Here is a 25520-nt window from a genome sequence, read left to right on the forward strand (position 1 = left end):
CTAACGCACCCTACAATACTTAACTTTGTTCAAAAATCAAATAGTAATCCTATATGTACCTTATCTATTTACTGCGTGCTTCTGCGTTTAGAATAAAGTAAAGTTTAATACATGGCAAAGCTCAAAATCTCGAAAAAAATCTCCACTGCTTTAATCAATTCTCTTGGTGCAGGGGTAGTGCCAAGAGTGGGAGTTGAATATATAGCAGTAGGGCGAGAAAAAGAACTAAAAAGCCTATTACAAAATCTTGATGATATTGCAGAAGGTGTAGCAGCATTTCGCTTTATAATTGGTAACTACGGTTCCGGTAAAAGTTTTTTACTGCAACTAATTCGCAACCGCGCTATGGAGCAAGGTTTTGTAGTAGCTGATGCTGATTTATCCCCTGAACGGCGATTAGCTGGAAGCAACAATGAAGGTGTAGCCACTTATCGAGAATTAATGAGCCACCTAGCTACAAAAACTCGTCCTGATGGTGGTGCTTTAGTCTCTATTTTAGAAGGATGGATTAATAAAATTCAACAAGAAGTGGTTAAAGAAACTGAAATGCGTCCGAATGACGATGGTTTTGATGACAAAGTTGAATCGAAAATTAGAGAAGTAGTTCAGTATATTGAAGACTTAGTTCACGGTTTTGATTTTGGTAGCGTGATTATTGCTTATTGGCGCGGCTACCGCATGGATGATGATAATTTAAAAAATGCGGCAATGCGCTGGTTGCGGGGAGAATTTACTACTAAAGTTGAGGCAAAAGCAGCTTTAGGGGTGCGCGTGATTATTGATGATGATAGTTGGTATGACTATATAAAACTGTTTGCTAAATTTGTCGCTGAGATTGGCTATAAAGGACTGTTAATTTTAGTTGATGAAGCTGTACACATATATCAAATATCTACTACAGTCACGCGGGAAAAGAACTATAATCGACTACTCGCAATGTTTAACGATACCATGCAATGTAAAGCAGAACATCTTGGTATTGTTGTTGGTGGAACAACTAAGTTTTTAGAAGACCCTAAGCGGGGACTTTTTGCAGACCAAGCTTGGCAAAGACGCACAAAAGAAAGCCGTTTTGCTGCACAAGCTAATGTTCAGGAACATTTGGGCCCAGTGATTCGGCTAAATCCGTTGAGTGAAGCAGCAATATTGACGCTTCTGCAACGTTTAGCTGAGATTCATGCACTCAATTTTGGGTATGAACAGACTTTGACGAATCGTGAGTTGAAGGAGTTTGTACAAGAAATTATTAATCGCTTGGGTGCAGAAGCATTACTGACACCAGGGGAAATTGTGCGAGATTTTATGAGTGTGCTAAATATTCTTCACCAAAACTCAGGAATTGCGTTTGGTGAATTAATTCATGGCTCTAAATTTAAACCTACTGCTGTGGGTAAGGATGCAGATATGGATGAGGATGGCGCAGCGGAATTTAGTTTATGATTAACTCTTTAGTAATTGGTAAGCCCAGCCAATCGCTGAGTTCATGAGCTTTTTGAGACGCGATAAATCGCCGTCTCTACAAGCTTCAATCGTATTCAACTACAGGGGCGACTGCACTCTCTGGAAACAAACGACTCAAGTCTAATAATGCATCTTCAAATCCAGGAATCGCCACTGATTGATTCGATAAAGAAATCGTTCAATCAATTGATGGTATTCTGCGATCGTAAATCGCTTAGGTGTCACAACATTCATGAGACATCTTTCCAATACTATTTGTACACTAGCAAAGATTAAACTGACTGCGTTGTTTACCGCACTTCAACAGGCTCAGTGACCACCGCAGGTTACAATGCCTCAAATTGCTGCCAACAAAGGTAGAATGCACGCGGTACGTGAAAACATCCTTTCCATTTGCCGCCTTTGAGGTTCAACAATACTTCTCCACGGCGATTGAGATAGCCAAACCATTCACCGTATTCTGCATCAGCAAAGTGTGACCAGGTGTAATCGTGCATTTTTTGATACCATTCCCAACACATCTCACGCCCCGTCAAGCGATAGCCCATCGCTAATGCAACCAAAGATTCTAAGTGAACCCACCACAGCTTTTGGTCCCATTCCAATTGTTGTGGAGGATGACCATCTGCATCCATAAAGTAATACAATCCGCCGTACTCGTTATCCCAAGCAAAATCTAAGATATTTAGCACCACATCAACAGCTTGGTTGATAGTTTTGGTGTCGTTTTGGCGACGGGCGATGTCCATGATGAACCACATAGCTTCGATACCGTGACCTGGGTTAATTAAGCGTCCCTCAAAAGAATCAATGTGGGAACCATCAGGGGCAACGTTTTCGTACATTAGTCCCCGTTCTTGGTCGAGAAAATCGCTCATCACTTCGCGGACTGTCTCAGCTAGGACATTCTCTAGTGTTTCCTTTGGCAGCAACCATTCCATTTCTAGAGTCAGGTTGGCTAAAATCATTGGTACAGCCAACGATTTCATCGGGCGTGTGCCGGGATAGGTTTTATTATATTTGCCCTTGGGGTTGTCCTTGCGGCGTAATACGTTATTATAAGCCTGCATCGCCACATCCTTTGCCCATTCTTTGCCGCCAGCGAGTGCATATTTACTAAATGCCATTGCTGCAAAGCAATCAGAAAAGATATTGTAAGGCTGAACTAGTGGTTTTCCTTCACGAGTGAGGGCAAAGTACCAGTTACCATCGCTATCTCTGCCATGTTGGGCGAGAAAATTAGCGCCGTTGCTAGCAACTTTTAACCAGTTTTCGCGTTTTTCTAGCTGGTTGTAAAGCATAGAAAAAGTCCACACCTGGCGGTTTTGCAGCCAGATTAATTTGTCTGTATCATAAATTTTACCCTCGCGATCGAGGCAGGTGAAATAGCCGCCTTGCTGCCAATCGAGAGAATATTTTTCCCAAAATGGAAGTACGTCGTTGAGGAGAGCGTTTTTGTAAAGTTCAGCGAATGCTTGAAAATTATACTCCATAAATTTCCTCCCCTTTTGTGCTAAAACCAACAGCTTAACAGTTATCACATTTTGGCTTGAACTTGGAGCGATTGCGTTAGTCTTTTACAGATTTAGTCAGCAGCAGTTATACTTCTATCTTGTATCTTCCACCATTCTCAATAACCGTAGGGGAGCCAGTGAGGTTGTTATGAGTCAGATTGAACGAGTTGCGATCGTTGGAGGAAATCACGGTAATGAGTTAACAGGAGTACATCTAGTCAAAAAGTTTCAGCAGTATCCTAATTTAATCAACAGAGTAAGTTTTGAAACTCTGGCATTACTTGGCAATCTCAAAGCTATTGAAGAAGGCAAACGATACATTGACAAAGATTTAAATCGTTGCTTCACCAATCAAAGCTTACAAAATCCCCAACTTTTAAGTTATGAAGATACGCGGGCAAAAGCAATCCAACAGATACTACAACCGCAAAATCAGCCTTTTGTGGACGTAATTGTTGATTTGCATAGCACAACTGCAAACATGGGGTTAAGTCTGATTTTTTGTGATATGCATCCTTTCTTACTTCGGTTAGGCGCTTATTTAAGTTCTATCAATCCGATGGTAAAGATTTTTGTTAATCAACAATCTAGAGAAGGTGGTTTTCTCCGTTCTTTGTGCGAATTGGGTTTTGTTATAGAAGTTGGTGCTGTAGCTCAGAATATTTTAAACGCTGAATTATTTCAGCAGACAGAGCAGCTTATTTATGCAATACTAGACTATTTTGAAGGTTGCAACCAAGGTAATATTCCACAGACCAAAAGCATTCTTACATTCTATCAATATATTGAGACAATTGATTATCCTAGAAGCAATCACCAAGAGATTCAAGCTATGATTCATCCCCAGCTTCAGTTTAGAGATTATGAGCCTCTGAATCCAGGTGATCCAATGTTTCTGACTTTTACAGGACAAGATATTTTCTACGAGGGAGCGTCTACTGTTTATCCTATTTTTATTAATGAAGCAGCTTATTACGAGAAAGGAATTGCCATGTATCTCACTCAAAAACAACAAGAGGTAGTTTAAGACATTTCTTTGGTAGCGCAGTCCTAATTTTAGCCTTAATTTATCTCATATCAAATTAAGACAAATAAAGTGTGAAATTATGAAATATGATTATCCTCCAACCTTCACGCTCATGCTTAATAAGTGCTAATAGCAACGGTGACAGTGAATAGTCATAGTTTCTGAGGTAATGACAGTATAGAGGACTATAGGAATCATATTTGATTTCTGAAAATATTTCAGTAGGGTGTGTTATGCCGTAGGCTAACGCACCATCCGAAGATTTTGGTGCGTTACGGAAGCCTTAACACACCCTACATATACTAACATCATTGGACAATTGGGAGTTCTATCATTATTAACATTATTAATTTGGACTTTAGAATCACTATCTGAATTTATTTACGATCGCCTATGGCGCAACCTAGCCCAAACCATCCAGCACGAGCTGCGTCTTGATGCCTATAGTCATTTACAGGAACTAGAACTGAGCTACTTTGAAGAACCTTCTACAGGCACACTTTTGTCAATTTTAAACGATGACATCAATCAATTAGAACGGTTTCTTGATTCTGGGGCTGCGGAAATTCTGCAATTTATCACCACTATTTTAGCTGTGGTCGGTTCATTTCTTGTGATAGCTCCCAATGTAGCTTGGTTGGCAATCCTACCCACATCAGGACTTATTTCCAGTGCAATTTTACCTTCACTAATATTTTCCTCACCAAACTGCTCAATAATTGCATCTGCACTATTTTGTAATAGCTCTGTATAAATATCCCAAATATGTCTGTAACTTGAAATAATACGCTCAATATTAGAACGTATTTGACTTGATTCTTGCTTTGATAACTCTTCTTTTAAAACGTTGTTCATATTTAAAACTCCAATATTTGGTAGTAAATACCTATAAAAAGCTAAAGGCAGGCAAGATGCCCGCCCTGGAAGTACTATTCTATACTCTGATATTTAAAATTCCAATATTTGGGAGTAAATATCTAGAAAAGACTAAAGGCAGGTATAAGCCTGCCTAATCTGTACTATTCTATCCCTTCAATCCGGTCTTCAACCTCCTGGTACAACTCGCGCAGACGATCTAAATTATCTTCGCTAGTCTCCCAATAACCGCGTCCATTCACTTCCAACAAAGTTGATACAATCTTGCGGAAAGAATGGGGATTAAGGTTCAGCAAACGTTTCTGCATTTCTTCATCTTTGATGAAGGTTTCATTAGTATCCTCATAAATCCAGTTATCCACAGCGCCGGCTGTCGCACTCCAACCTGTTGTATTCACCAACCGCTTGGATAATTCGCGCACACCTTCGTAACCGTGAGACAGCATCCCCTCGTACCATTTGGGATTTAATAATTTGGTACGCGCATCTAAGCGCACGGTTTCTGATAATGTCCGCACTTGGGCGTTAGCTGTGGTTGTATCTGCAATATAAGATGCTGGTTTTTTACCATCACCGCGCAGACTTGCCACCAGCTTAGTAGGATCTGAATCAAAGTAGTGGGAAACGTCCGTTAAGCTAATCTCGGAAGAATCCAAATTTTGGAAAGTTGCATCAGCAGTTTTCAATGTACTTTCAAAAATCTGCCGGGATTCGTCCATGATTCCGGGGTTATCGGAATTGAAGGAGAAAGATTTCCGGTTGAGATACATTTCCTGCAACTCGGCTTCGCTATCCCAAGTGCTGTTTTCTACTGCCAAGTTGATATTTGACGAGTAGGAACCAGAAGCGTTGGAGAAAACGCGCGTCGCTGCTTGACGCAGATTAATCCCCATTTCTTCAGCTTGCTGCAAAGCGTGTTTGCGAACAAAGTTCATTTCTAAGGGTTCATCCGCCTCAGCTGCCATCTTCACGCCTTGGTCTAGCAGGTTCATTTGGTTGATGAACAAGTCACGGAATACACCAGAACAGTTGATTACCACATCAATTCTGGGTCGTCCCAACTCTTCTAAAGATATCAATTCCAACTTGTTCACCCGTCCCAAGGCATCGGGAACTGGGCGCACACCCACCATCCACATAATTTGCGCTAAGGATTCACCGTAAGTTTTGATGTTATCGGTTCCCCAAAGGACGCAGGCGATGGTTTCTGGCCATTTACCTTCATTTTCTACCTTGTTACGTACCAAAAGCCTGTCTACAACGATTTTGGCTGATTGTACTGCTGCTGTTGTTGGGATGGATTGCGGATCTAAAGCATGGATATTCTTACCCGTGGGTAATACATCCGGGTTGCGGATGGGATCGCCACCAGGGCCAGGTAGGATGTATTCACCTTCCAAGCCTCTGAGTAATGCTCCGAGTTCGTTATCGGCACAAACTTGCTCTAGGCAGAATTCCAAATACTCAAATAGGGGTTTTAGGGCGGCGTTATCGACTTTGGGATAACCTGCTTTATGCAATGATTCTACCCAAGGTTCTTTTTTGCCCATGTTGAAGAAATTCAACCGGGAAACTAAAGAAACTCGTCCTTCCGCGTCGATTTGCTCTTGTACAAGGGCAGTAACTGCTGCACGGGTTGCCAAAGTTATATCTTGCAATAACTGGACATCTTCTAAAATGCCTCTGTCATTATTTTGGTAAATATCGTCAATGCTACGTCCAATGCTATTGGCGATAATTCCCGGCAAGCCTTGAATTCCTTCTTCTTGACGATCTAGACTAGCAATGTTGACGAGAGTTGCGATCGCTTCTTCTGCACTTGGCGGTTTACCAATAACGTGCAAACCACAAGGCAACAACCGAGACTCGATTTCCATCAACTTGCGGTAGACGTTGCCAACAATATTATCCCGCTCATCGGCACTCATGTCTCTGGCATCGGTTTCTGGCAGGTGAATATCCTTATCCAGATTCACGATCCGGCATTTATCCATGATGCTGTTGACAATGGAAACACCGCGTCCACTATCTTTCAAGGTTTGGTAGGAAGCAATTAATTCGCTGAGTTCCTTCAAACCTTTATACAGACCAGCATTTTCTGCCGGCGGTGTCAAGTAAGAAATTGTTTCGGCATAACTGCGGCGTTTGGCAATTGTCGCTTCACTCGGATTATTCGCTGCGTAGTAATACAGGTTGGGAATTGAGCCAATCAAGTTATCTGGATAACAATCACCAGACATCCCCATCTGTTTACCTGGCATGAATTCCAAGGAACCGTGTGTACCAAAATGCAGTACAGCATCAGCTTTCCAAACTTGCTCTAGGTAAGTGTAGTAGGCAGCAAAGCCGTGGTGAGGACTAGCTGAACGGGAGAACAACAACCGCATCGGGTCGCCTTCGTAACCAAATGTAGGTTGTACACCGATGAAGACGTTACCAAATTGCTTACCATAAATCAGCAGGTTTTGCCCGTCGCTGTTGAGATGTCCGGGAGGTGGCCCCCAGTTTTCCTCTAGGCGTTGAGAGTAAGGGGTAAGTGCCTCATACTCAGGAACCGACATTTTGTAAGCAACGTTCAGTTCTGGGCTGTTGTACTGCGCTTGAGCGTCATGGATGACTTCTTGCATCAACGCTTCGGCGGATTCTGGCAATTCTGGTAAGTCGTAGCCGTTATTTTTGAGGGCTTTCATCACTTCGTAGATGGAGCCGAATACATCCAAGTACGCTGCGGTTCCGACGTTGCCTTTATCTGGCGGGAAGCTGAAAACGGTGATGGCGACTTTTTTATCTAGCTTCGGTTTGCGGCGGAGGTTCGCCCATTTTAAGGCGCGTTCGGCTACAGCTTCAACGCGATCGCGCAGTGCGATCGCTTTCCCTGTAGTTCCATCTCTACCCGATAAAATTATCGGCTCAATTGCTCCATCCAATTCAGGAATTGCAATTTGCAAAGCTACTTGAATTGGATGTAAACCTAAATCACTGTCCATCCACTCTTCTGTGGTTTGGAAAACTAAAGGTAACGCCACCATGTAAGGACGATTTAAGCGTTTGAGTGCCTCAATTGCCTTGGGATGATCTTGTCTGGCTGGGCCACCCACTAAAGCAAAACCAGTCAGCGATATCACTGCATCTACCAACTGTGTGTTGGTATTTGGTTCATAGAAGTAGGCTTCAACAGGCTTGGAGAAATCCAAACCACCAGCAAACACAGGTAGTACCCGTGCGCCTAGTGCTTCTAACTCCTGCACCATTGCTACATAATGGGCATCATCCCCTGTAACTAGGTGAGTACGTTGCAACACTAACCCGACACAAGGAGCTAGGGGATCTTTTAGATCACTAGAAATATCCTTACGAGCTGTGTACCAATTAAGGTACTCTCTCACATCTTCAAACATACTCGGAGCCAAAGGATGCCAAATCCCTAAATCGGGATAAACCACCGGCTGTTCATATGTAGAAGGTGCAAAATTTTGTTTCTCTAAACCTTTAAATACGTATTTATCAGCTAGCATCAGCAAGAAGTTCTCCAGGTTTTCTGGTGAACCACCTAGCCAATACTGAAAACTGAGCATGAAATTTCGGGCGTCCTGTGCCTTATCCATTGGTAGGAACTTTAGCACTTGCGGCAAGGTTCGCAAAAGCTTCAGCATCCCATCTTGGAATCCCGCACCGGATTTTTCTTTGCGTTTCCGCATGAATTGGGCGATTACACTCTTTGACTGACCCAACTGTGCCAAGGAAAAGCTGCCCATTTTATTCAGGCGCATTACTTCTGGCATGGAGGGAAATACAACAGAAACGTCCAGATGATCGCGGTGTGGTTCTACTGCTGCTACTACTTTCTGTGCTAAGTCTTCGATGAAAATGAGGGAAGCGATGAAGATATTCGCACTCTCAATTTCTCGTTTGAACTCTTCGTAGTTCTCTGGGTCGCGGAGTTCCTCAATCAAGTACCCGCTGATTTCAATCGCCAAGTTGGGATTGTTCGCGTTAATCGTGCGAACTGCTTGCGACAAAGCACTCTGGTACTGGGACTCAAGCACGACATAGACCACCTTGATTAAATTACGTCCGCGTAAGTTATCAGGCGCAATGTGTCTAATGGTGGACTTGACGTGTGTGAACATGCTTCTTCGGCTCCTTTGATGCGTGTTCTCTACTAGAAGTTCCTAGCGGCATCATCAGCCACAGGTAACTTTGTGATCTTTAGGCAATATGTGTTTTTTATCAGAAAACGCTTGCCCAGTGGGCATTTTATCGTGTAACTGACACAAATCGATATAAAAAACGAAATATTTCTTTGTAATTGTTGACTATGTTTAAAAGTATCCGCTCACATATATGTAAATTTTCTGTAATACTTATTTTTAATAGTTAAATAGCTATTTAGCGATTTAAATCTATTTAACGAAACTTGCCTATGCTGACTAAATATTTTTTAGTTAGCATAGGCAGGCTCCAATCATGTATATAGTTGCCATTTATACCAATTATTAAATAGGCAGGGTTTCTTTCAGGTTAAATTGAGAAATTATCAACAAATACAATTCGGTTAAGCATTTTTTGGATAACCATAGATAGACCTGTAGAGACGCAAAGTTTCGCGTCTCTACACTATCCACTCAATAATGGTTTTAGCCTTATATGATTTAAGCACAGACACATAAGACACAAAGATCAAAATATCTAACCTTCCCGCACCATCCAAACCAAGATTCCCAAAAGTATTTTCACTGGCGGAACGGTATAATCATTCAAATCAATACTCAATATTTGCCCTTCTAATTTCAAAAATCGCCAAGCCGTACCACTGCTGACGCTACCATAAATTGTCTTAATCGGTATATTATTGATTTCATTAAATTTTTGGGCGGCAATCATTTCTGCTGCACATTGCCCTAAACCGGGTTTTAAATCACCTTTTTTCGCTTCAATAATCACGATCGCAGGAGCTTCAATAAATATTTGCTCAGGTGAGCGGCTAATTAAAAAATCACATACTCCACTTAAGCCTAATTCTGGTGCGACGGTAAAATCTTCACCCGAAAAAAAGCTGACTTTGCGTTCAAGAATTTTCCGAACTTCTACAAGAATTGGACTAATAATTAACTCTGAGCGAGCTTTTTCTGAGCCTGTTGCTGTTGCTATTGGTAGTCCTTCGCTTAATGCTTCTTTGAGGTAAAAACTAGGTTCTATGGAGTGCGTTTCAGGTAAAAACCGTCCATTTTCAACCGTAGTTAAGTTAAAGTCGCGTTTGACTTTTGAGAGCGAGAAGTCACTATAAGACATTATAAATATGATTAAATATTAATCTATGAGTATTGATCCTATCGCGTTTATAGATGTTTTCTTGGGAATGGGATCAACAAGAGCGATGTCTACGACGAGCTTCTCTACGAGACGCTACGCGAACGCTTACGCCAACTTGCCGAATATTATGATTAACTAATGACTCAAGTAGATATTCTCATCCTATCAAATGGCCCTGGAGAGGTAACAACCTGGGTGCGTCCAGTAGTGAAAGCGTTGCGGCAAGAACTAGGGAATGACCCTTCTGTAGTGAGAATTTCTGTGGTATTATCACCTTGCTCAAATGCCAGTGGTAAAGAAGCTGCGATCGCTCTTTCTTACCCAGAAGTAGATAGAGTACAGGGAGCAGAGCATTTTTGGCCATTTTTGCTTTGGGGTAAAACATTTGATAATTGGGATTGGAGAAGTCACGGTGTAGTTGTTTTCCTCGGTGGCGATCAAATTTTCCCCGTAGTCATAGGCAAAAAGCTCGGATATCGCACAGTAGTTTACGCCGAATGGTCAGCCCGTTGGCATAAGTGGATTGACCGCTTTGGCGTGATGAAACCTGAAGTTGCTGCTGGTATCTCCCAGAAATATGCTCACAAATTCACCGTTGTCGGTGATTTGATGCTAGAAGCACAAGAACAAGTCAGCACTGCCTACTCCCGTTCGGCTACGCTCACAACAAGCCTACTCCCTACTCCCCACTCCCCAATCATTGGTTTACTCCCTGGTTCAAAAGCCGCAAAATTAGCTCAAGGAGTGCCATTAAGTCTAGGCATTGCCGAATACGTTCATAAAAAAAGACCCCAAACCAAGTTTGTGATTCCTGTAGCCCCAACATTAGATTTACAAACTTTAGCTAGTTTTGCCGATCCCCAAAAGAACCCTATTGCTGAAACATTTGGCTTTGGTGGTGCTTCTTTAATTGTGCCAAAGGATGATAACAGCAAGGCATTGCTCAAAACAACAACGGGCTTAACTGTGGAACTGTGGCAAGAAAACCCTGCATATCATTTATTATCCCAATGCTGCATCTGCTTAACTACGGTGGGGGCAAACACTGCCGAACTTGGTGCTTTGGGAGTGCCAATGATTGTTTTGCTGCCAACCCAGCAACTTGATGCCATGCGTGCTTGGGATGGTTTACCTGGTTTGTTGTCAAATCTCCCAGTGCTAGGCACGCCCTTTACCAACGTGATTAATTGGTTATTCCTAAGATTCGTGAAACATAAAGGTTTATTAGCATGGCCAAATATCTGGGCACAGGAAGAGATAGTGCCAGAACTTATGGGTAAACTTCAACCGCAAGAAATTGGAGAAATGGTTGTAGACTTTTTAACCCATCCAGAAAAATTGGCTGATATCCGCGCTCAACTCCGTAATATTCGTGGAGAAAGTGGTGCAGCCCAGAAAATAGCACAGATTGTTGGTGAGGAAATTGGGAAGTAGGGGGAGCAGGGAGAGTAGGGGGAGTAGGGGGAGCAGGGGAGGATAAATTGCAGTAAGTCTTTCCTTTTCCGCTCTCTACTTAATCCGAAGATTCTCCATCCCTGCGGCCAAGTTCATAAATGCCAGCGCCCATACAAGCTAATATACCTGTACTAATTCCCCAACTTTCACCTAAACTAATTTCCAGACCCCAGTTACATAAAGCACCAACTACCAAAAAAGGCGCGATACTAAACAGTGAGGCGTAAAAAGCGTTTTGGGATTCTCTGGCTTTCCGAGTCTTTTCAAATTCTGTCTGGCTGGTATAAAGCGATCGCTCGGCAAAGTTAAACCAGCGGTTGAGTTGCTCGATTACCCATTCATTGACTGGGGAAAAACCTAGATATAGGGCCAATGACCACAAACTCGCTCCTGCGATCGCGATCGTGTTTAACTCAAAGCGGAAAGGCAAAATTTCAGTCAGCATTGCTTATCGGAGTCCTGCAAAGGGTTGACTTTAGCTTTTAGTAGATGCTAAATAAACCTCTTGTGCAATTTTAAGCATAAAGGTTGACAAGATTTCAACTACTTGGCAAATTTCCTACTCTTACGCCGTGTGCAACTTTATCTCAAACCTAACCCCCAACCCCTTCCCTACTAGCGTTGGGGAGCAAGAATCAAAGCCTCTCTCCGCTTCGGGGAGAGGTTTGGAGAGGGGTCATGCAATTAATTTTCGGAGATGTCTAATAACTCATCGTCTAATTCCACACCTGCAATTAATTCGCCGGCAGCCTCAGACATTTCAGTTGTATAAAGTTGCAGTGTGTTATTTTTGAGCGCTTCTGTCATAGTAAAATCAAGAAACAACCGCATCATTAATATATCAATCCAGATTTTGCAGCCCCATCGCAATCTTACTATGCTTTTCAATTTGCCCCATCACTTGTTTTGCTCGTTGAATAACTACGGCTGGTAAACCCGCCAATCTTCCCGCCTCAATTCCGTAAGACTTATCAGCGCCTCCCGGTTGGACTTGGTGCAAAAAGATAATTTGGTCTGGTAATTCTTTCACTGTTACTTGATAGTTAGCCACATTCGGTAGAATGCTAGCGAGTTCATTCAACTCATGGTAGTGAGTAGCAAAAATCGTTCGTGCCCGAATATCCACTGCTATATATTCTGCCACTGCCCAAGCTATGGAAAGACCATCAAAAGTTGCCGTTCCCCGACCAATTTCATCTAACAACACCAGCGACCTAGATGTAGCATGGTTGAGAATATTTGCCGTTTCATTCATCTCTACCATGAACGTAGATTGACCAGTTGCGAGATCATCCACTGCACCTACACGGGTGAAAATGCGATCGCATATTCCCAATCTAGCAAACCTAGCTGGTACAAAACTACCAATCTGCGCCATTAACTGAATCAATCCCACTTGACGCAAATAACAACTTTTACCACTCGCATTTGGCCCGGTGAGGATAATCAAATCGGGATTGTCATTTGTCCTTTGTCCTTGGTCATTTGTTATTTGTTCTTGGTCATCTGCTAATGACAAATGACTAATGACTAATGACTCTTCACCTAATTGCGTCGAATTCGGCACAAAGAAACCCGCAGGTAAAGACTGTTCTACCACCGGATGACGCCCATCAACAATGTTTATCTCTCTTCCTGACAACATTTCTGGACGACAGTAACCTTGATGCACCGCTAACTCAGCCAAACCACACAACACATCCGCCGCCGCTACTGCACGAGACAGATTGCGAATTACTTCCGCCTCTTGTGCTACCTCTTCGCGCAACGCCGTAAAAATCTCATATTCCAACTGATTTAAATCATCCCGCGCTGTGAGAATCCGCGCTTCCCGTTCCTTCAAATCCGGGGTGATGTAACGTTCCTCATTGGTCAGAGTTTGCTTGCGGATGTAATTAGCCGGTACTTGGTCAGCTTTGCTGCGGGAAATACTGATATAATAACCAAAGGTTTTGTTAAATCCTACCTTCAAAGTCGGAATTCCCGTCTTAGCCCTCTCATCAACTTCCAAATTGGCAATCCATTGCTGGTCTGCTTCTACAGTTGCCTTTCTCTCATCTAACAGGGGATTTACGCTAGGGCGAATCAATCCGCCTTCTTTAATTAGTATGGGTGGCGACTCCACAAGATGCGCGTGTAACTTGTGTGCTAATTCTTCCAACACAGTAGGAACTTTCTGTAAAGCTTTGAGAAATGGAGAACGCGCTTCAGTTACCAAGCGAGATAATTCTGGTAAGCGTGAGAGGGAATCTGCCAAAGCTACTAAATCTCTAGCATTAGCTGTACCAGAACCCGCCCTGCCTGTGAGGCGTTCCAAATCATAAATTTGGCGTAACAACTGCCGCAAATCTTGACGTAGGGGCGTATTTTCCATCAATTCTTGGATGGTATCTTGCCGCGCCCGAATGCCTTTAATATCGAGTAAGGGTTGCAACAACCACCGCCGCAAAGCACGCCCACCCATCGCTGTATTAGTTCTATCTAATGCCCAGAGTAGAGAACCGTGAAAAGTGCCATCCCGGACGGTTTGGGTAATTTCCAGATTACGGCGGGTTTGATTGTCAACTATTAGATAGTCGGTGACAGTGTAGGTGCGGAGTTTCTGAAGGGTGACAGGGTTTTCTTTTTGGGTATCTTCTAGGTATTCCAGAAGACCACCAGCTGCACGGACGGCGAGGGGAAGATGATCACAACCGAGTCCTTCGAGCGATCGCACCTTAAATTTCTGCAATAATCTAGGTCTAGCTTCGCCTTGGGAAAAGGGAACTTGCGATCGCAAACTATAGCAAAATGATGGTGGTAAACACTGGGGGAGATGAGGCGAAGTTTCTCCCGGACGCAGCAAACTACCTAAATCGGGCGCATTTGTCGGAACCAACACCTCGGATGGTTGCAAACGCATTAATTCCTGTGTCAGATGTTCTAAATCACTACCTTGAGTAGTGAGAAATTCGCCTGTAGAGATGTCTGCATAAGCTAAACCCCAATGATTTGCAGCAATTACTACTGCTGCTAAGTAATTATTGCGACTTGATTTGAGCATTCCTTCTTCCAGCAAAGTGCCAGGAGTCAGGATGCGCGTTACTTCGCGTCGCACCAATCTACCAGCAGCTTCAGAAGCATCTTCTACTTGGTCGCAAATTACGACTGCATAGCCTTTTTCTACCAACAGCGTTGCGTAGCGTTCCCAAGCGTGGTGCGGAACACCAGACATTGCGACTCGTCCCTGTTCCCCAGCTTGTTTACTAGTGAGAACTAATTCCAATTCTTGCGCTAGTTTTACAGCATCTTGGAAATAGCATTCAAAGAAATCTCCTACCCGATACAGCAATACCGCGTGAGGATATTTATCCTTCGTCTCGACATAATGCAAGTACATTTGACTTAGTTTACTGCGATCCACCTGTTGATGGTCAGCAATAAAAGTACTTGCATCAGGCTTGGTAGATGGAGTTTCAGAGTGAGAGGCGGTCATAGATGCTATCGAGTTACGCACGGAAATTCCCCAATATCCGATGATAACGTGATGTGAAAGTTGAATGGCGATCGCTCAAGGATATTTTACCCTTTGTTATATTAGCTTGCTGATGCACCCATTATTGCTGTTAGTGTGCTAAAAAGGCGATCGCAGTATGGCGAAGCTTGGCGTACTTTGTCCACGTCCAGCAATTCTAGAAGCTTCGAGGCGTGTTTTATTTTGTGGTACTCACCCTTTGTAGTGCTACGAGTTGCAGCTTTTAAGCTTGGTTCTAAACTATCCTTGTCGATAGTCTCCACATTAGTATTCTTGGACATAGCATTTTCTTTAAATCCCTGTCCGTAAAATGTTTTCAGCGTTGCTATATCACTAATAAACCAAGCTTCCATTGCTTGTACCATTAAATGGCAATGGCTATCATCAATATCTGGTGGTTCATCCCAATTATCCCTAAGCTTCAGATGTTTCCAAGGAGACTGTAAGGTAACAGATGCTTCTGCATCAACAAGCAAGACATTAAAGGCTTCTGGATGATATTTTAAAGCATTCCTAAAATCACGAAAAGCGTTATTACGAGAACCGCATATAGTAATATCCCATTTAATTTTTTTATTTTTAGCTATTTCTACAAGTGGTTTGAAAAATTGGCTAAATCCTTGCCTAATTAAAGCTTTCGTATTTTTTCCATCTCCACCACCCTCTATATAAATTCTCACCTCTGTTACCATCGATTTCCCCCAATTTCACCCATCCGCCAGAGGTCGCCAAGAGTATAATTTTCTAGCCAATTTTTTAGCTTATCAGGTTCAAGGCGGTGGAGGTTAGAGCCTTTTTCATCACGTTCACACACCAGAACTGATTCAGGATATTCACTTAAAGCAGAAACTAAAGCATCAGAATGGGTAGTAACTATGATTTGAGTTCGCCCTGATGCTTCTATTAACATTTCTGCAATTGTAGATAGAATATCTGGATGTAACCCTATTTCTGGTTCTTCCAGACAAATCAGTGGTGGTGGAGTTGGGTCAAGCAGTAAAGCCATTAAAAATAAATAACGGAGTGTACCATCAGATAAACGATTTGCAGGAATTGGTTGAATAAGACCTTCTTCACGAATAAATATCTGTACTGTACCACCATATATTCTTACACTCAGTTCTTCGGCTGGTTCATAAAATTTTTTCAGTTTTTCAATAATTCTTCTATTACCTATTTGGTGTTGTAAATTGTTTAACATTAAACCTAAATTACTCCCATCTTCTAGTAGAGGATGTTCGGGCAAATCAGTTTTTTGAGCATTTCTTGGTTCTGAATATCGTCCCATCTGCCAGTGACGATATAAACCAATATGGGAAAATTCTCTGCTGAGATAAGAGAGTTCAGGATACAGGTCTGGATCTTTTCGTTGAGATAATACTGACTGATCTGGAATCAAATCTTCTCTGCGAAGAGAGCGTCTTAATGGTTCTCCATTATTCTCTATTTTGTTGATATTTAAAACTGGACGACCACTTTGATAACGATAGTAAAAATAGACATCGCTTTCACCTTGATATCTTTGTTCATTTTCTACAGCTTCGTCTACTAGCTCTAGTCTTTGACCAATCGAAGTCAAGTTAACATAATAGCGCAACTTCTGGGATCTTTGAGGATAATTTAAAGTAGCTTCTATTTTGGCTACTGGATTTTCCTGTCCACCCTTCCACAAAAATTCACTAATGCCTCCCCCTTGCCGAAATGGGGCGGGTAAGTCTGTAGGTGTTGCCCTTAAAATCCCAATTGCTTCAATAAAATTAGATTTCCCAGAAGCATTAGATCCAATTAATACATTCAGAGGTTGTAGTTCAATTTCTTCACCCTCACTTCCATAAGAAAGGAAGTTTTCTAATCGCAGAGTGCGGATAAATATTTTACCTTCCATTCAATTTTCCTATTTAGTTAATTATCTATATTTGATTAAGGTCATATTTGCTAGTAATTATGGGAAGAATTACCACAGTATTTAATGATAACCTGATTTACAGGCAAAGGGCGATCGCACAAGATTTTTTATTATTCGACACTTCAGCCAAAAAACAACAAAGCCAGCAGACAAAGTAAAAAATTGCATAATTACTTTATCTAACTGGCTACATCTGACTGTGCTTTTGACGATTTATTTTTCTGGCGGCAAATCTAGGCTGTAAACAATTTCCCCTGCTAAGTTACGCAGTGTTACCGTCATCACCTTTGTATGAGCATTAATTTTAACTCCTCCAAAGAATTGCAAACCTTCACTTGGGGGACGATTTGCTTTCGTACCTGAAGGAAGGCTTTGAAATACTAATTGTGGGCCAAAAGTATTTTCCAATTGATTTGGCCCAAATGTGCCAGAGTTAAGAGGCCCAGCGACAAACTCCCAAAAAGGCTTAAAGTCTTTAAACTTTGCTTTAGCAGGGTCGTAATAATGGGCTGCTGCATAATGTACATCGGCAGTTAACCAAACAACATTCTGGATATTCTTGTTTTTGATAAATCGTAGTAAATCGGCAATTTCTAGTTCTCTTCCTAAAGCTGGGCCATCTCCATTAGCCCAAGCTTCAAAATCAGTGCTACCATCTCGAATTATCAGCCCCAATGGCATATCACTAGCAATCACTTTCCATGTTGCTTTTGATGAGAGCAATTGCTTTTTCAGCCATTGTATTTGTGTTCTGCCCAGCATTTCTGTTTCTTTACTTGGTACTGGCTGACGATTAGGTGTGTTTGGTCCCCGATAAGTGCGCTCATCCAGCATGAAAATGTCTAATAATGGCCCATAGTTGAAAGAGCGATAAATTCTCGCTTTGTCTGGATTATCGGTTGTACAACCAATAGGTAGATATTCTAAAAACGCTTGTCTTGCTCTTTTTGCTAGTAAGTTAACATCTTTAACTGTGTAGCGGTCATCATTGAGAAGAAATTCTCCAGGATACCAATTATTTGTAGTTTCGTGGTCGTCCCACTGTGCCAATATGGGAACTTCAGCGTTGAAACGCTTGATGTTTTCATCCAGCAAATTGTAGATATAGTTACCACGAAATTCTGTGAGAGTTTCTGCTACTTTTGATTTTTCTGGTGTGGTGATGTTTTTCCAAACAGTGCCGTCGTCTAGAGTTACTTCTGATTGAATGGGGCCATCAGCATAAATATTGTCGCCAGAATGAATGAAAAAATCGGGATGAAGTTGGCGCATAGTTTCGTAAATTTTCATCCCACCAAAATCAGGATTAATTCCCCATCCCTGACCGGCAGTGTCACCACCCCACACAAAGAATATATCTCGCCCAAATTTGGGGGGAGTTCGGAAAGCGCCTTTGACGGGAGCGCTGTAAGTGCCTTTATAATCTAAATCTTGGAAAATTACCCGATAAAATATTTGTTGGTCTGCTGGTAAATTCTTCAGAAAAATTCGTGCTGTAAAGTCACTATTTTTTAAAGTATTGGGCCCCACAACTCGCTGCACATTTTTAAAAGATTCGCTTGTAGAGTATTCTACGATCATTTTGGCGGGGCGATCGCTACGACTCCAAATGACAATGCTATCGTTAGAGATATCTCCGCTAGCTACACCATAAGGTATAGCAGGACGCATTTTCTCAGAGGTGATAATTGCAGGCGCTTGGGCAAAAACTTGTGATTTGGATACAAGATTTGTGGCTATAATTCCACCTGCTGTGATAGTTGAACGGAGCAAAAACTGGCGGCGGTTTAGCTGCAATGGGCGATTGGATTCCATGATAAATAATGGCAAGCTTAAGAAGTATTACAAAATAAGTGTTTAGCACATTCTGTTATTCCAGCAAGTAAAGATTGGGTTATCCAACGGTTAATAAAAAAGAATATTTTTATAATTACAATTAATATAAATTAGTTTTTTACCAGCAAAGGACAACTCGTCGCTGGTATCGTACGGGAAATCAATAATTTCGTTAACTCTATTGCTGGCAACACTGCCCACGCCATTGAATACAGTCAAAATCTATTCAATATCATTAGATTGTACCAACAATGTTATCCTGATCCAGAAGCGGATATTAAAATTGCGATCGCACAAATTAAACTCGATTTTTTAACTTGAATTTCAACTATAAGTTCCTGCTGTTTCACTAGCGATCTTTATAGGTTCTGACACGATATCATCTATCTTGTTAAACTCTCCAGCCCGCCAGCTATCTGTTATATCCTTGATAAAACTGGCAATAGGGATCGCAATTAACAAACCTAGCACTCCTCCCAACTTTGCTCCCAACAGCAAAGAAATTACTACCCACACAGGATTTAATCCAGTCAAATTGCCGAGAAGTCTAGGTGCTATAAAATTAGAATTAACTTGGTCGATTGCAACAGCGACGCCTAAGACTTCAACTCCTAACCAAAAGTTTTGCAGTGCCACCAACAAACTTACTATAGCGATACCTACTCCTGTACCAAAGGGGAAGAGAGAAAATAAACCAATACCAATGCCAAAAAGTAGAGCTAAGGGAACTTGCAACGCCAAAAATGCTAGTGTAATTGTTACTCCTAATACGGCTCCTAATGTTGCTTGACCGATAAAGTAATTGTGGAAATCCTCTCGCAGTAATTCCCGCATTCTTGACCCAATGTTAGGGGGAAACCACTGAAAAACTCCGTCCCAAAGACGTTCACCGTTCAATATTAGGTAGATAGTCAGCACCACCGCCAGCAGCACGTTCAGCACAATACCAATGGTATCGACAGCAAAACCAAGAATTCTACCAGTGAAAGACTGAAGTTGGTTAGATAATCGCTCAAGAACTTGGGTAAATAAACCACTTAAATTAATCGGAAGTTCTTGTTGACTTAATGCCCAATCTTGAAAAGTTTGCAACTGTTGAGTACCAGAATCAATCCAACTGGGCAATATATTAGCTAGCTCAACGAGCTGTTGGATAATCAAGGGAACCAAGGTAATGCCTAAACCTACTAAAACCACTAGAGTCAAAAGCAACACTCCCCCAATCGCCACGTTGCGTTTTACCCCTTGTTCTTGGAGAAACTGGATTGGATAGTTCAAGACAAAAGCTAGCAGGATGGCGGCGGCGATAATGCTGACCAAAGGTTGAAAATACTTTACAACCTGAAGCAATAGCCAGCCGTTGAGAATAATAATCGGAAATGCCAACCCTATAGTTAACCATCGCGGTAGTTTATTTGCTGATTGCATTGGTGATGACTCCACAAGAGTTCTAACTTTATTTTGGCTTCGATTTTGATTCATGAAAAAGCATATTATTATTTAGGAGATCATGATGCAATTGCAATATACGCAAGCAAGGATAAACTAGTACGCCACGGCGGAAATAGAGCAATCATTTAAAATCTCTAAAGAGCTTATTCCATAATACTTTTGACTTTTGACTTTTGACTTTTGACTTTTGACTTCCCCCAAGGGGCTGACTTCTGCCTTGCGGTACTAGGTTTGTTGGTTTGTCTCGATAAAATCCAACATAATTTTTTGATGCATATTTCCCAAAGGCCGGACTTCGCCAGCGTTTTGCGAATAACAGTTACCTTGGTGAATATCTTCTGTGGTCAATAACCCCATATCCCAGCCTTCATTCAAAACCAGTTGATTTAATTCCACCAACAGCGGTGCATGAAAGACATACCGGACAACTCTTTCGTCGGGATAACAGCCAAATTTCTCAAAGGGTGGTAAATTGTAGCCAATTTCTTCTAAGATTTCTCGCTTCACTGCTACCTCTGGCGTTTCACCAGATTCGATATGACCCCCAAATAGCCCCCAGTAGCCAGGGTAGAGAATACCGGGAATATTGTCCCGCAGTTGCATGAGAAACTTGTCTTTTTGATAGAGAATTGCGATCGCTACATGTATCGGTTGATTGTTCATTCTTCTTCTAGATAAACTTCCCCCAATTCTTTACCAGCTAAAGGGATACTTCGGTAGCGAACTTTACCCTTAATCACTACTTGTGCCCCCTCGGCCAGATTCCTTTGATTGGTGACAACCCAAATTTTGCCAGTCGAGTCACTCATTTCATAAGCCCACTGCTTCATCAAAGGAGCTTTCTTTTCCACCTTACCTTGGATGTAAACTGTAGCTTGATTTTGTTGTTCTGGTTTAATTTCTCGAATTGGGGTGACATTGGCACCAATTGTAAAATTAGTTCCATTCAAGCCAGACGAGGTTAAACTACCACAACTACAAAGTCCCACCACCAATAAAAAAACCAACCCCAAGCGGTAGGGAATAATACTGTGTCCGTACAAGAACGAAAGGGATAAATTTCTCGTTTGTTGCATGAAAGCCACCGATTGAGCAAATTTTTGCTTCACTGCTTGCCTTGTCGCCAGTTTCATCAGGTCTGTTCCCATCTATACTATTCTCTGCACTTTCAAAAACACACTCTCAACTGAGCAAAAAATGTTCTGAATTTCATCCTTAATTCTTTATTCTTCAGATAACGCCATTGATCTGAGAAAATAAAGATTATGGATTTACTGTGAGAAGAACGCTACGAAATCAACGAAGAGGCAGGGGGAAGAGGACAAGGAGAAAGACTTGTTGCAAGTGTTTTGACAAAAGGCGAATATAGCTGGTAATTTTCATGGAAACAAAAACTGCCAAACTCCTTGATGGTAAGGCAATAGCAGCAAAAATTCAGCAAGAACTTTCTGTTGCCATTACACAATTACAACCAAAAATTGGACGACCTCCTGGTTTAGCAGTGCTGATGGTTGGCGATAATCCAGCGTCAGCGGCTTATGTCCGTAATAAAGAAAAAGCTTGCGCTAAAGTTGGGATCGCCTCTTTTGGTAAGCATTTTCCTGCCCAAACTACTTTTGAGGAGTTAGAAGAGGTCATAGCTGCCCTAAACCACGATGAACGGGTAGATGGCATTCTCGTGCAACTGCCTTTACCTAACCACTTGGATGCTGTGGCGCTGCTACATCAAATTGATCCCGATAAAGATGCTGATGGACTCCACCCAGTTAACTTGGGGCGACTAGTACGGGGAGAAACCGGTTTACGTAGCTGCACCCCGGCTGGTGTGATGCGGCTTTTAGAAGAATATGGAATTCCTTTGCAGGGGAAACAGGCAGTAGTCGTGGGACGCAGTATTTTGGTGGGTAAACCAATGGCACTGATGCTACTAGAAGCTGATGCCACAGTCACGATCGCTCACTCGCGATCGCATGACCTCAAAACCATCACCCAAAATGCTGATATTCTAATTGCAGCAGTCGGTCGTCCCGGACTAATCACTGCTGACATGGTAAAACCGGGTGCTGTTGTGGTAGATGTGGGGATGAATCGCATCACCGATGCTAGTGGCAAAAGTCGCTTAATTGGCGATGTCGACTTTGAATCAACCACTGATGTAGCAGAATTTATTACCCCCGTTCCTGGTGGTGTTGGCCCTATGACTGTCGCTATATTGTTGCAAAATACATTTGCTAGCTATTCCAGGGCAGCAAGAGAGTGAGGAGTTAAAAGCTAAGAGTTATTAATATTAACTCATAACTCCTGTACAGACGCGATTAATCGCGTCTCTCCTAATTCTTCATTTTTTCAGCGCCACAGCACCTTAAAATTGTGACGTATAAGACAAAAATCTCAAAATGTCAGGAATTAAAGAATGGTAGCAACTGATAACGTTCAAAAGACACCACCAGAGGAAGCCACGTTTAACTTAGCAGCTTATCTGAAAGAACGACAAAAGCTTTGTGATACTGCTTTAGATCAGGCTATCCCCATCATTTATCCAGAAACGATTTATGAGGCGATGCGCTACTCGTTATTAGCTGGAGGCAAGCGTGTACGTCCCATTCTTTGCCTTGCTACCTGTGAAATGATCGGTGGAACCATCGAAATGGCTATGCCAACTGCTTGTGCTGTGGAGATGATCCACACAATGTCGCTGATTCATGACGACCTGCCGGCGATGGATAATGACGATTACCGTCGTGGGAAGCTGACAAATCATAAAGTCTATGGCGAAGATGTGGCGATTTTGGCTGGAGATGGCTTGTTGGCTTTGGCTTTTGAGTTTGTTGCCATTCAAACCCCCCAAAATGTTAAGAGAGAGCTAGTATTGCAGGTAATTGCCCGTCTTGGTCGGGCGCTAGGGGCAGCTGGTTTAGTCGGCGGTCAAGTTGTCGATTTAGAGTCGGAAGGTAAATCAGATATTTCCCTAGAAACCTTAAATTTCATCCATCAACATAAAACAGCTGCTCTTTTGGAAGCTTGCGTAGTTTGTGGCGGGATCATAGCTGGGGCATCACCTGAGGATGTGCAGCGACTCACCCGTTATGCTCAAAATATTGGGCTAGCATTCCAAATCATCGATGATATTCTGGATATCACTGCTACTCAAGAGCAATTAGGTAAAACTGCGGGTAAAGACCAAAAAGCCCAAAAAGTGACCTATCCTAGCCTTTGGGGACTTGAGGAATCTCGCTTAAAAGCCCAAGAGCTAGTTAAAGCAGCTTGTGCGGAATTAGAACCATTTGGAGAGAGAGCCAAATCACTCCAAGCGATCGCTCATTTTATTATTAGTCGCAATAACTAGTACCGCAAGGCGGAAGTCAAAAGTTAACACTGAGCGACTTGTCTTGAGCGCAGCCGAAAGGAGTCGAAGTGTCAAAAGTCAAAAGGCTTTAATTTTGAGCTTTCTGCTTGTTTTGAATAGGTGGTTTATTTACGTCATGCTATACTACACCGCCCAGCGAAATTCAAAATTCCCTTATTCAAAATCCAAAAAGTTTATCAAGTAAGCTTTTAGGTGAATTTGAGTAATTGGTCTGTTTTCGCCGTGATGTACTAGGTTAATTTTGTATTTTGGGTTGAATCTAAATGTTTCCTCAACCAACAACTGCTGCTAATATTTACTAACCTAACCAAAATACCATGCAGGACATAGGCAACATTTTAGACAACCGGGTGCTGCTGGTTGCTCTGGTAGCTTGTTTAATTGCTCAAGCATTAAAGCTCGTAGTCGAGATCATCAAACATCGCAAACTGAATATACGTGTTTTGGTGACAACCGGAGGTATGCCCAGTGCCCATTCAGCTTTAGTTACAGCTCTAGCCGCTGGTGTAGGGCAAACACTGGGTTGGGCATCTCCTGATTTTGCCGTTGCAATAGTTTTTGCCATCATCGTCATGTATGATGCAGCCGGAGTTCGCCAAGCAGCTGGTAAGCAAGCTCGTATTCTCAATCAAATGATTGATGAATTATTTCATGAAAAACCAGACTTTAGCCAAGACCGTCTGAAGGAATTACTTGGGCATACACCAGTTCAGGTAATAGCTGGTTCGGCTTTGGGCATAACTATCTATTGGTTAGCTAGGTCTGCTTATTAGTCAATAGTCTACAGTCTACAGTTTATTAACTAATGACTAATGACTAATGACTAATGACTAATGACTAATGACTACAAGCGCACAGTTGAGCGCAGCAGAATTACCTTACGACTATCTACTATGCTGGCAACGAAACCGCCATTGTTCAACTTCTGCAATGTGTTGTATGCTTCAGTTTGGTTAGTGGTATAAACTGCCAACAAGTAAGGGCGTTGTCCATAAGAAACAAAACCTACGTTACCTCCTACTGCTTGTTGCACACTATTAACTAGTTCTGGACGGTTGTAATAATCTACCAGCACTGCATAACCTTCTCCTAATGCTTGAGGATTATAAACTGTCTGCTGAGGTTGCTGTAGCTGTGCCTGGGGCTGTGGCTGTGGCTGTGCCTGTAGCTGTGCCTGTTGCTGTGGCTGCACATCTGGCGTTGTTGGTCGAGTGGTGATGATAGCAGACAAGCCAACAATATTGCTGACATACCTTGCCCATCGATTAGCATCATCAATTTTGTTAAAGCCCCCTATCCGTGTCACAGTTTCGTTGAGATATTTGCAGGTAATAGTCTTAAGTTCTGGCGGTAAGGCACTACGCAACTGCTTTTGATTATTTGCTGTAGGACTGACTACTAATAAAAGATACTCACCCGAATTCGGTGGTTGACAAAGGGGTATGGCTTGTTGGGCAAAAACAGAACTCATGCCACCAATCAACCCTGCGATTGCTAATCCTAAAACACTTGGTAAAGTCTGAAATCTATGCACAAAAGTTAGATTATGTAAATCAAGGTGTCTTAGAAGATTTTATAAGAAAAAAGCTGAAAACCCAGCTACTTCAGTATGGGGATGAAAAGAGTGTCAAAAAATATATTTTGTTACTCAAAAATAAAATTAGGGAGTGGGGAGTGGGGAGTGGGGAGTGGGGGGGAGCAGGGGGAGCAGGGGGAGCAGAGGAAGCAGGGGGAGATGAACTATTGCCCAATGCCCAATGCCCAATGCCCAATGCCCAATGCCCAATGCCCAATGCCCA

19 protein-coding genes and 2 pseudogenes are annotated in these 25520 nt (G+C 42.3%); 8 read left to right on the forward strand and 13 right to left on the reverse strand.

Translation table 11 applies throughout. The features are described from left to right. Positions 1-111: 111 nt before the first annotated feature. A complete protein-coding gene (locus VB740_RS08665) occupies positions 112-1440 on the forward strand; it encodes an ATP-binding protein (protein ID WP_323199631.1) in 1329 nt (442 codons plus the stop codon). 347 nt (positions 1441-1787) lie between these two features. Here the strand turns inward: VB740_RS08665 and VB740_RS08670 are convergent, their stop codons facing one another. Then, the gene (locus VB740_RS08670; RefSeq protein WP_323199632.1) at positions 1788-2954 is read right to left on the reverse strand and encodes an AGE family epimerase/isomerase; all 1167 of its coding nucleotides are present in this window, start codon (positions 2952-2954) and stop codon (positions 1788-1790) included. Between the two features lie 169 nt (positions 2955-3123). On the opposite strand from VB740_RS08670, the gene VB740_RS08675 reads away from it, so the two are divergent. Both VB740_RS08675 and VB740_RS08680 read left to right on the forward strand, forming a co-directional pair. Next, on the forward strand, positions 3124-4002 hold the full coding sequence (locus tag VB740_RS08675; protein WP_323199633.1) for an aspartoacylase: 879 nt from the start codon (positions 3124-3126) through the stop codon (positions 4000-4002). Positions 4003-4306: 304 nt separating this feature from the next. Continuing rightward, positions 4307-4654 (forward strand): annotated as a pseudogene (locus tag VB740_RS08680) (ABC transporter transmembrane domain-containing protein); the annotation flags it as partial. Positions 4655-5021: 367 nt separating this feature from the next. Here VB740_RS08680 and VB740_RS08685 read toward each other — a convergent pair. Both VB740_RS08685 and VB740_RS08690 read right to left on the reverse strand, forming a co-directional pair. Beyond that, positions 5022-9008 (reverse strand): magnesium chelatase subunit H, encoded by a 3987-nt coding sequence (locus VB740_RS08685; RefSeq protein WP_323199634.1) that lies wholly within the window; start codon positions 9006-9008, stop codon positions 5022-5024. Positions 9009-9567: 559 nt separating this feature from the next. After that, the gene (locus VB740_RS08690) at positions 9568-10170 is read right to left on the reverse strand and encodes a hypothetical protein (protein ID WP_323199635.1); all 603 of its coding nucleotides are present in this window, start codon (positions 10168-10170) and stop codon (positions 9568-9570) included. Positions 10171-10329: 159 nt separating this feature from the next. On the opposite strand from VB740_RS08690, the gene VB740_RS08695 reads away from it, so the two are divergent. Continuing rightward, the gene (locus VB740_RS08695; RefSeq protein WP_323199636.1) at positions 10330-11625 is read left to right on the forward strand and encodes a lipid-A-disaccharide synthase; all 1296 of its coding nucleotides are present in this window, start codon (positions 10330-10332) and stop codon (positions 11623-11625) included. 79 nt (positions 11626-11704) lie between these two features. Here the strand turns inward: VB740_RS08695 and VB740_RS08700 are convergent, their stop codons facing one another. The 9 genes from VB740_RS08700 to VB740_RS08740 form a co-directional block, all read right to left on the reverse strand. Then, the gene (locus tag VB740_RS08700) at positions 11705-12091 is read right to left on the reverse strand and encodes a hypothetical protein (RefSeq protein ID WP_323199637.1); all 387 of its coding nucleotides are present in this window, start codon (positions 12089-12091) and stop codon (positions 11705-11707) included. Between the two features lie 239 nt (positions 12092-12330). Further along, positions 12331-12453, reverse strand: a complete 123-nt coding sequence (locus tag VB740_RS08705) for a hypothetical protein (protein ID WP_323199638.1) — start codon at positions 12451-12453, stop codon at positions 12331-12333. Positions 12454-12487: 34 nt separating this feature from the next. After that, entirely contained in the window at positions 12488-15121 is a 2634-nt protein-coding gene (gene mutS, locus VB740_RS08710; RefSeq protein WP_323199639.1) for a DNA mismatch repair protein MutS, read from the reverse strand. A gap of 101 nt (positions 15122-15222) precedes the next feature. After that, positions 15223-15852 (reverse strand): DUF4276 family protein, encoded by a 630-nt coding sequence (locus VB740_RS08715; RefSeq protein WP_323199640.1) that lies wholly within the window; start codon positions 15850-15852, stop codon positions 15223-15225. Beyond that, complete coding sequence (locus VB740_RS08720; RefSeq protein WP_323199641.1) at positions 15846-17045, reverse strand: AAA family ATPase; 1200 nt, start codon at positions 17043-17045, stop codon at positions 15846-15848. The genes VB740_RS08715 and VB740_RS08720 overlap by 7 nt, the downstream gene beginning before the upstream one ends. A 234-nt stretch (positions 17046-17279) precedes the next feature. After that, positions 17280-18881 carry an alkaline phosphatase gene (locus VB740_RS08725; protein ID WP_323199642.1) on the reverse strand — a complete coding sequence of 534 codons (1602 nt, stop codon included), beginning with the start codon at positions 18879-18881 and terminating at the stop codon, positions 17280-17282. A gap of 345 nt (positions 18882-19226) precedes the next feature. Continuing rightward, positions 19227-20330 carry an AI-2E family transporter gene (locus VB740_RS08730; RefSeq protein ID WP_323199643.1) on the reverse strand — a complete coding sequence of 368 codons (1104 nt, stop codon included), beginning with the start codon at positions 20328-20330 and terminating at the stop codon, positions 19227-19229. A 249-nt stretch (positions 20331-20579) separates the two neighbouring features. Next, positions 20580-21017: an NUDIX hydrolase gene (locus VB740_RS08735; RefSeq protein WP_323199644.1), complete on the reverse strand. Its 438-nt coding sequence runs from the start codon at positions 21015-21017 to the stop codon at positions 20580-20582. Then, on the reverse strand, positions 21014-21487 hold the full coding sequence (locus VB740_RS08740) for a hypothetical protein (RefSeq protein WP_323199645.1): 474 nt from the start codon (positions 21485-21487) through the stop codon (positions 21014-21016). The genes VB740_RS08735 and VB740_RS08740 overlap by 4 nt, the downstream gene beginning before the upstream one ends. 248 nt (positions 21488-21735) lie before the next feature. On the opposite strand from VB740_RS08740, the gene folD reads away from it, so the two are divergent. The 3 genes from folD to VB740_RS08755 all read left to right on the forward strand — a co-directional run bounded on the left by folD (position 21736) and on the right by VB740_RS08755 (position 24494). After that, a complete protein-coding gene (folD, locus tag VB740_RS08745; protein ID WP_323199646.1) occupies positions 21736-22614 on the forward strand; it encodes a bifunctional methylenetetrahydrofolate dehydrogenase/methenyltetrahydrofolate cyclohydrolase FolD in 879 nt (292 codons plus the stop codon). A gap of 153 nt (positions 22615-22767) precedes the next feature. Further along, positions 22768-23700, forward strand: coding sequence for a geranylgeranyl diphosphate synthase CrtE (gene crtE, locus VB740_RS08750; RefSeq protein ID WP_323199647.1), 933 nt, complete (start codon positions 22768-22770; stop codon positions 23698-23700). Between the two features lie 338 nt (positions 23701-24038). After that, on the forward strand, positions 24039-24494 hold the full coding sequence (locus VB740_RS08755; protein ID WP_181932004.1) for a divergent PAP2 family protein: 456 nt from the start codon (positions 24039-24041) through the stop codon (positions 24492-24494). 71 nt (positions 24495-24565) lie between these two features. Here VB740_RS08755 and VB740_RS08760 read toward each other — a convergent pair whose 3' ends face one another. Continuing rightward, positions 24566-25255 (reverse strand): hypothetical protein, encoded by a 690-nt coding sequence (locus VB740_RS08760; protein WP_323199648.1) that lies wholly within the window; start codon positions 25253-25255, stop codon positions 24566-24568. Here VB740_RS08760 and VB740_RS08765 point away from each other — a divergent pair. Then, positions 25231-25520, forward strand: a pseudogene (locus VB740_RS08765) (hypothetical protein); the annotation flags it as partial. The gene VB740_RS08760 and the pseudogene VB740_RS08765 overlap by 25 nt on opposite strands.

This window comes from Nostoc sp. UHCC 0251, assembly GCF_034932245.1.
Classification (GTDB): Bacteria; Cyanobacteriota; Cyanobacteriia; order Cyanobacteriales; family Nostocaceae; genus Nostoc.

Coding starts and splice junctions, on each gene's coding strand:
- VB740_RS08665 (WP_323199631.1), top strand. CDS start 112: ATGGCAAAGCTCAAAATCTCGAAAAAAATCTCCACTGCTTTAATCAAT.
- VB740_RS08670 (WP_323199632.1), bottom strand. CDS start 2,954: ATGGAGTATAATTTTCAAGCATTCGCTGAACTTTACAAAAACGCTCTC.
- VB740_RS08675 (WP_323199633.1), top strand. CDS start 3,124: ATGAGTCAGATTGAACGAGTTGCGATCGTTGGAGGAAATCACGGTAAT.
- VB740_RS08685 (WP_323199634.1), bottom strand. CDS start 9,008: ATGTTCACACACGTCAAGTCCACCATTAGACACATTGCGCCTGATAAC.
- VB740_RS08690 (WP_323199635.1), bottom strand. CDS start 10,170: ATGTCTTATAGTGACTTCTCGCTCTCAAAAGTCAAACGCGACTTTAAC.
- VB740_RS08695 (WP_323199636.1), top strand. CDS start 10,330: ATGACTCAAGTAGATATTCTCATCCTATCAAATGGCCCTGGAGAGGTA.
- VB740_RS08700 (WP_323199637.1), bottom strand. CDS start 12,091: ATGCTGACTGAAATTTTGCCTTTCCGCTTTGAGTTAAACACGATCGCG.
- VB740_RS08705 (WP_323199638.1), bottom strand. CDS start 12,453: ATGACAGAAGCGCTCAAAAATAACACACTGCAACTTTATACAACTGAA.
- mutS (WP_323199639.1), bottom strand. CDS start 15,121: ATGACCGCCTCTCACTCTGAAACTCCATCTACCAAGCCTGATGCAAGT.
- VB740_RS08715 (WP_323199640.1), bottom strand. CDS start 15,852: ATGGTAACAGAGGTGAGAATTTATATAGAGGGTGGTGGAGATGGAAAA.
- VB740_RS08720 (WP_323199641.1), bottom strand. CDS start 17,045: ATGGAAGGTAAAATATTTATCCGCACTCTGCGATTAGAAAACTTCCTT.
- VB740_RS08725 (WP_323199642.1), bottom strand. CDS start 18,881: ATGGAATCCAATCGCCCATTGCAGCTAAACCGCCGCCAGTTTTTGCTC.
- VB740_RS08730 (WP_323199643.1), bottom strand. CDS start 20,330: ATGCAATCAGCAAATAAACTACCGCGATGGTTAACTATAGGGTTGGCA.
- VB740_RS08735 (WP_323199644.1), bottom strand. CDS start 21,017: ATGAACAATCAACCGATACATGTAGCGATCGCAATTCTCTATCAAAAA.
- VB740_RS08740 (WP_323199645.1), bottom strand. CDS start 21,487: ATGAAACTGGCGACAAGGCAAGCAGTGAAGCAAAAATTTGCTCAATCG.
- folD (WP_323199646.1), top strand. CDS start 21,736: ATGGAAACAAAAACTGCCAAACTCCTTGATGGTAAGGCAATAGCAGCA.
- crtE (WP_323199647.1), top strand. CDS start 22,768: ATGGTAGCAACTGATAACGTTCAAAAGACACCACCAGAGGAAGCCACG.
- VB740_RS08755 (WP_181932004.1), top strand. CDS start 24,039: ATGCAGGACATAGGCAACATTTTAGACAACCGGGTGCTGCTGGTTGCT.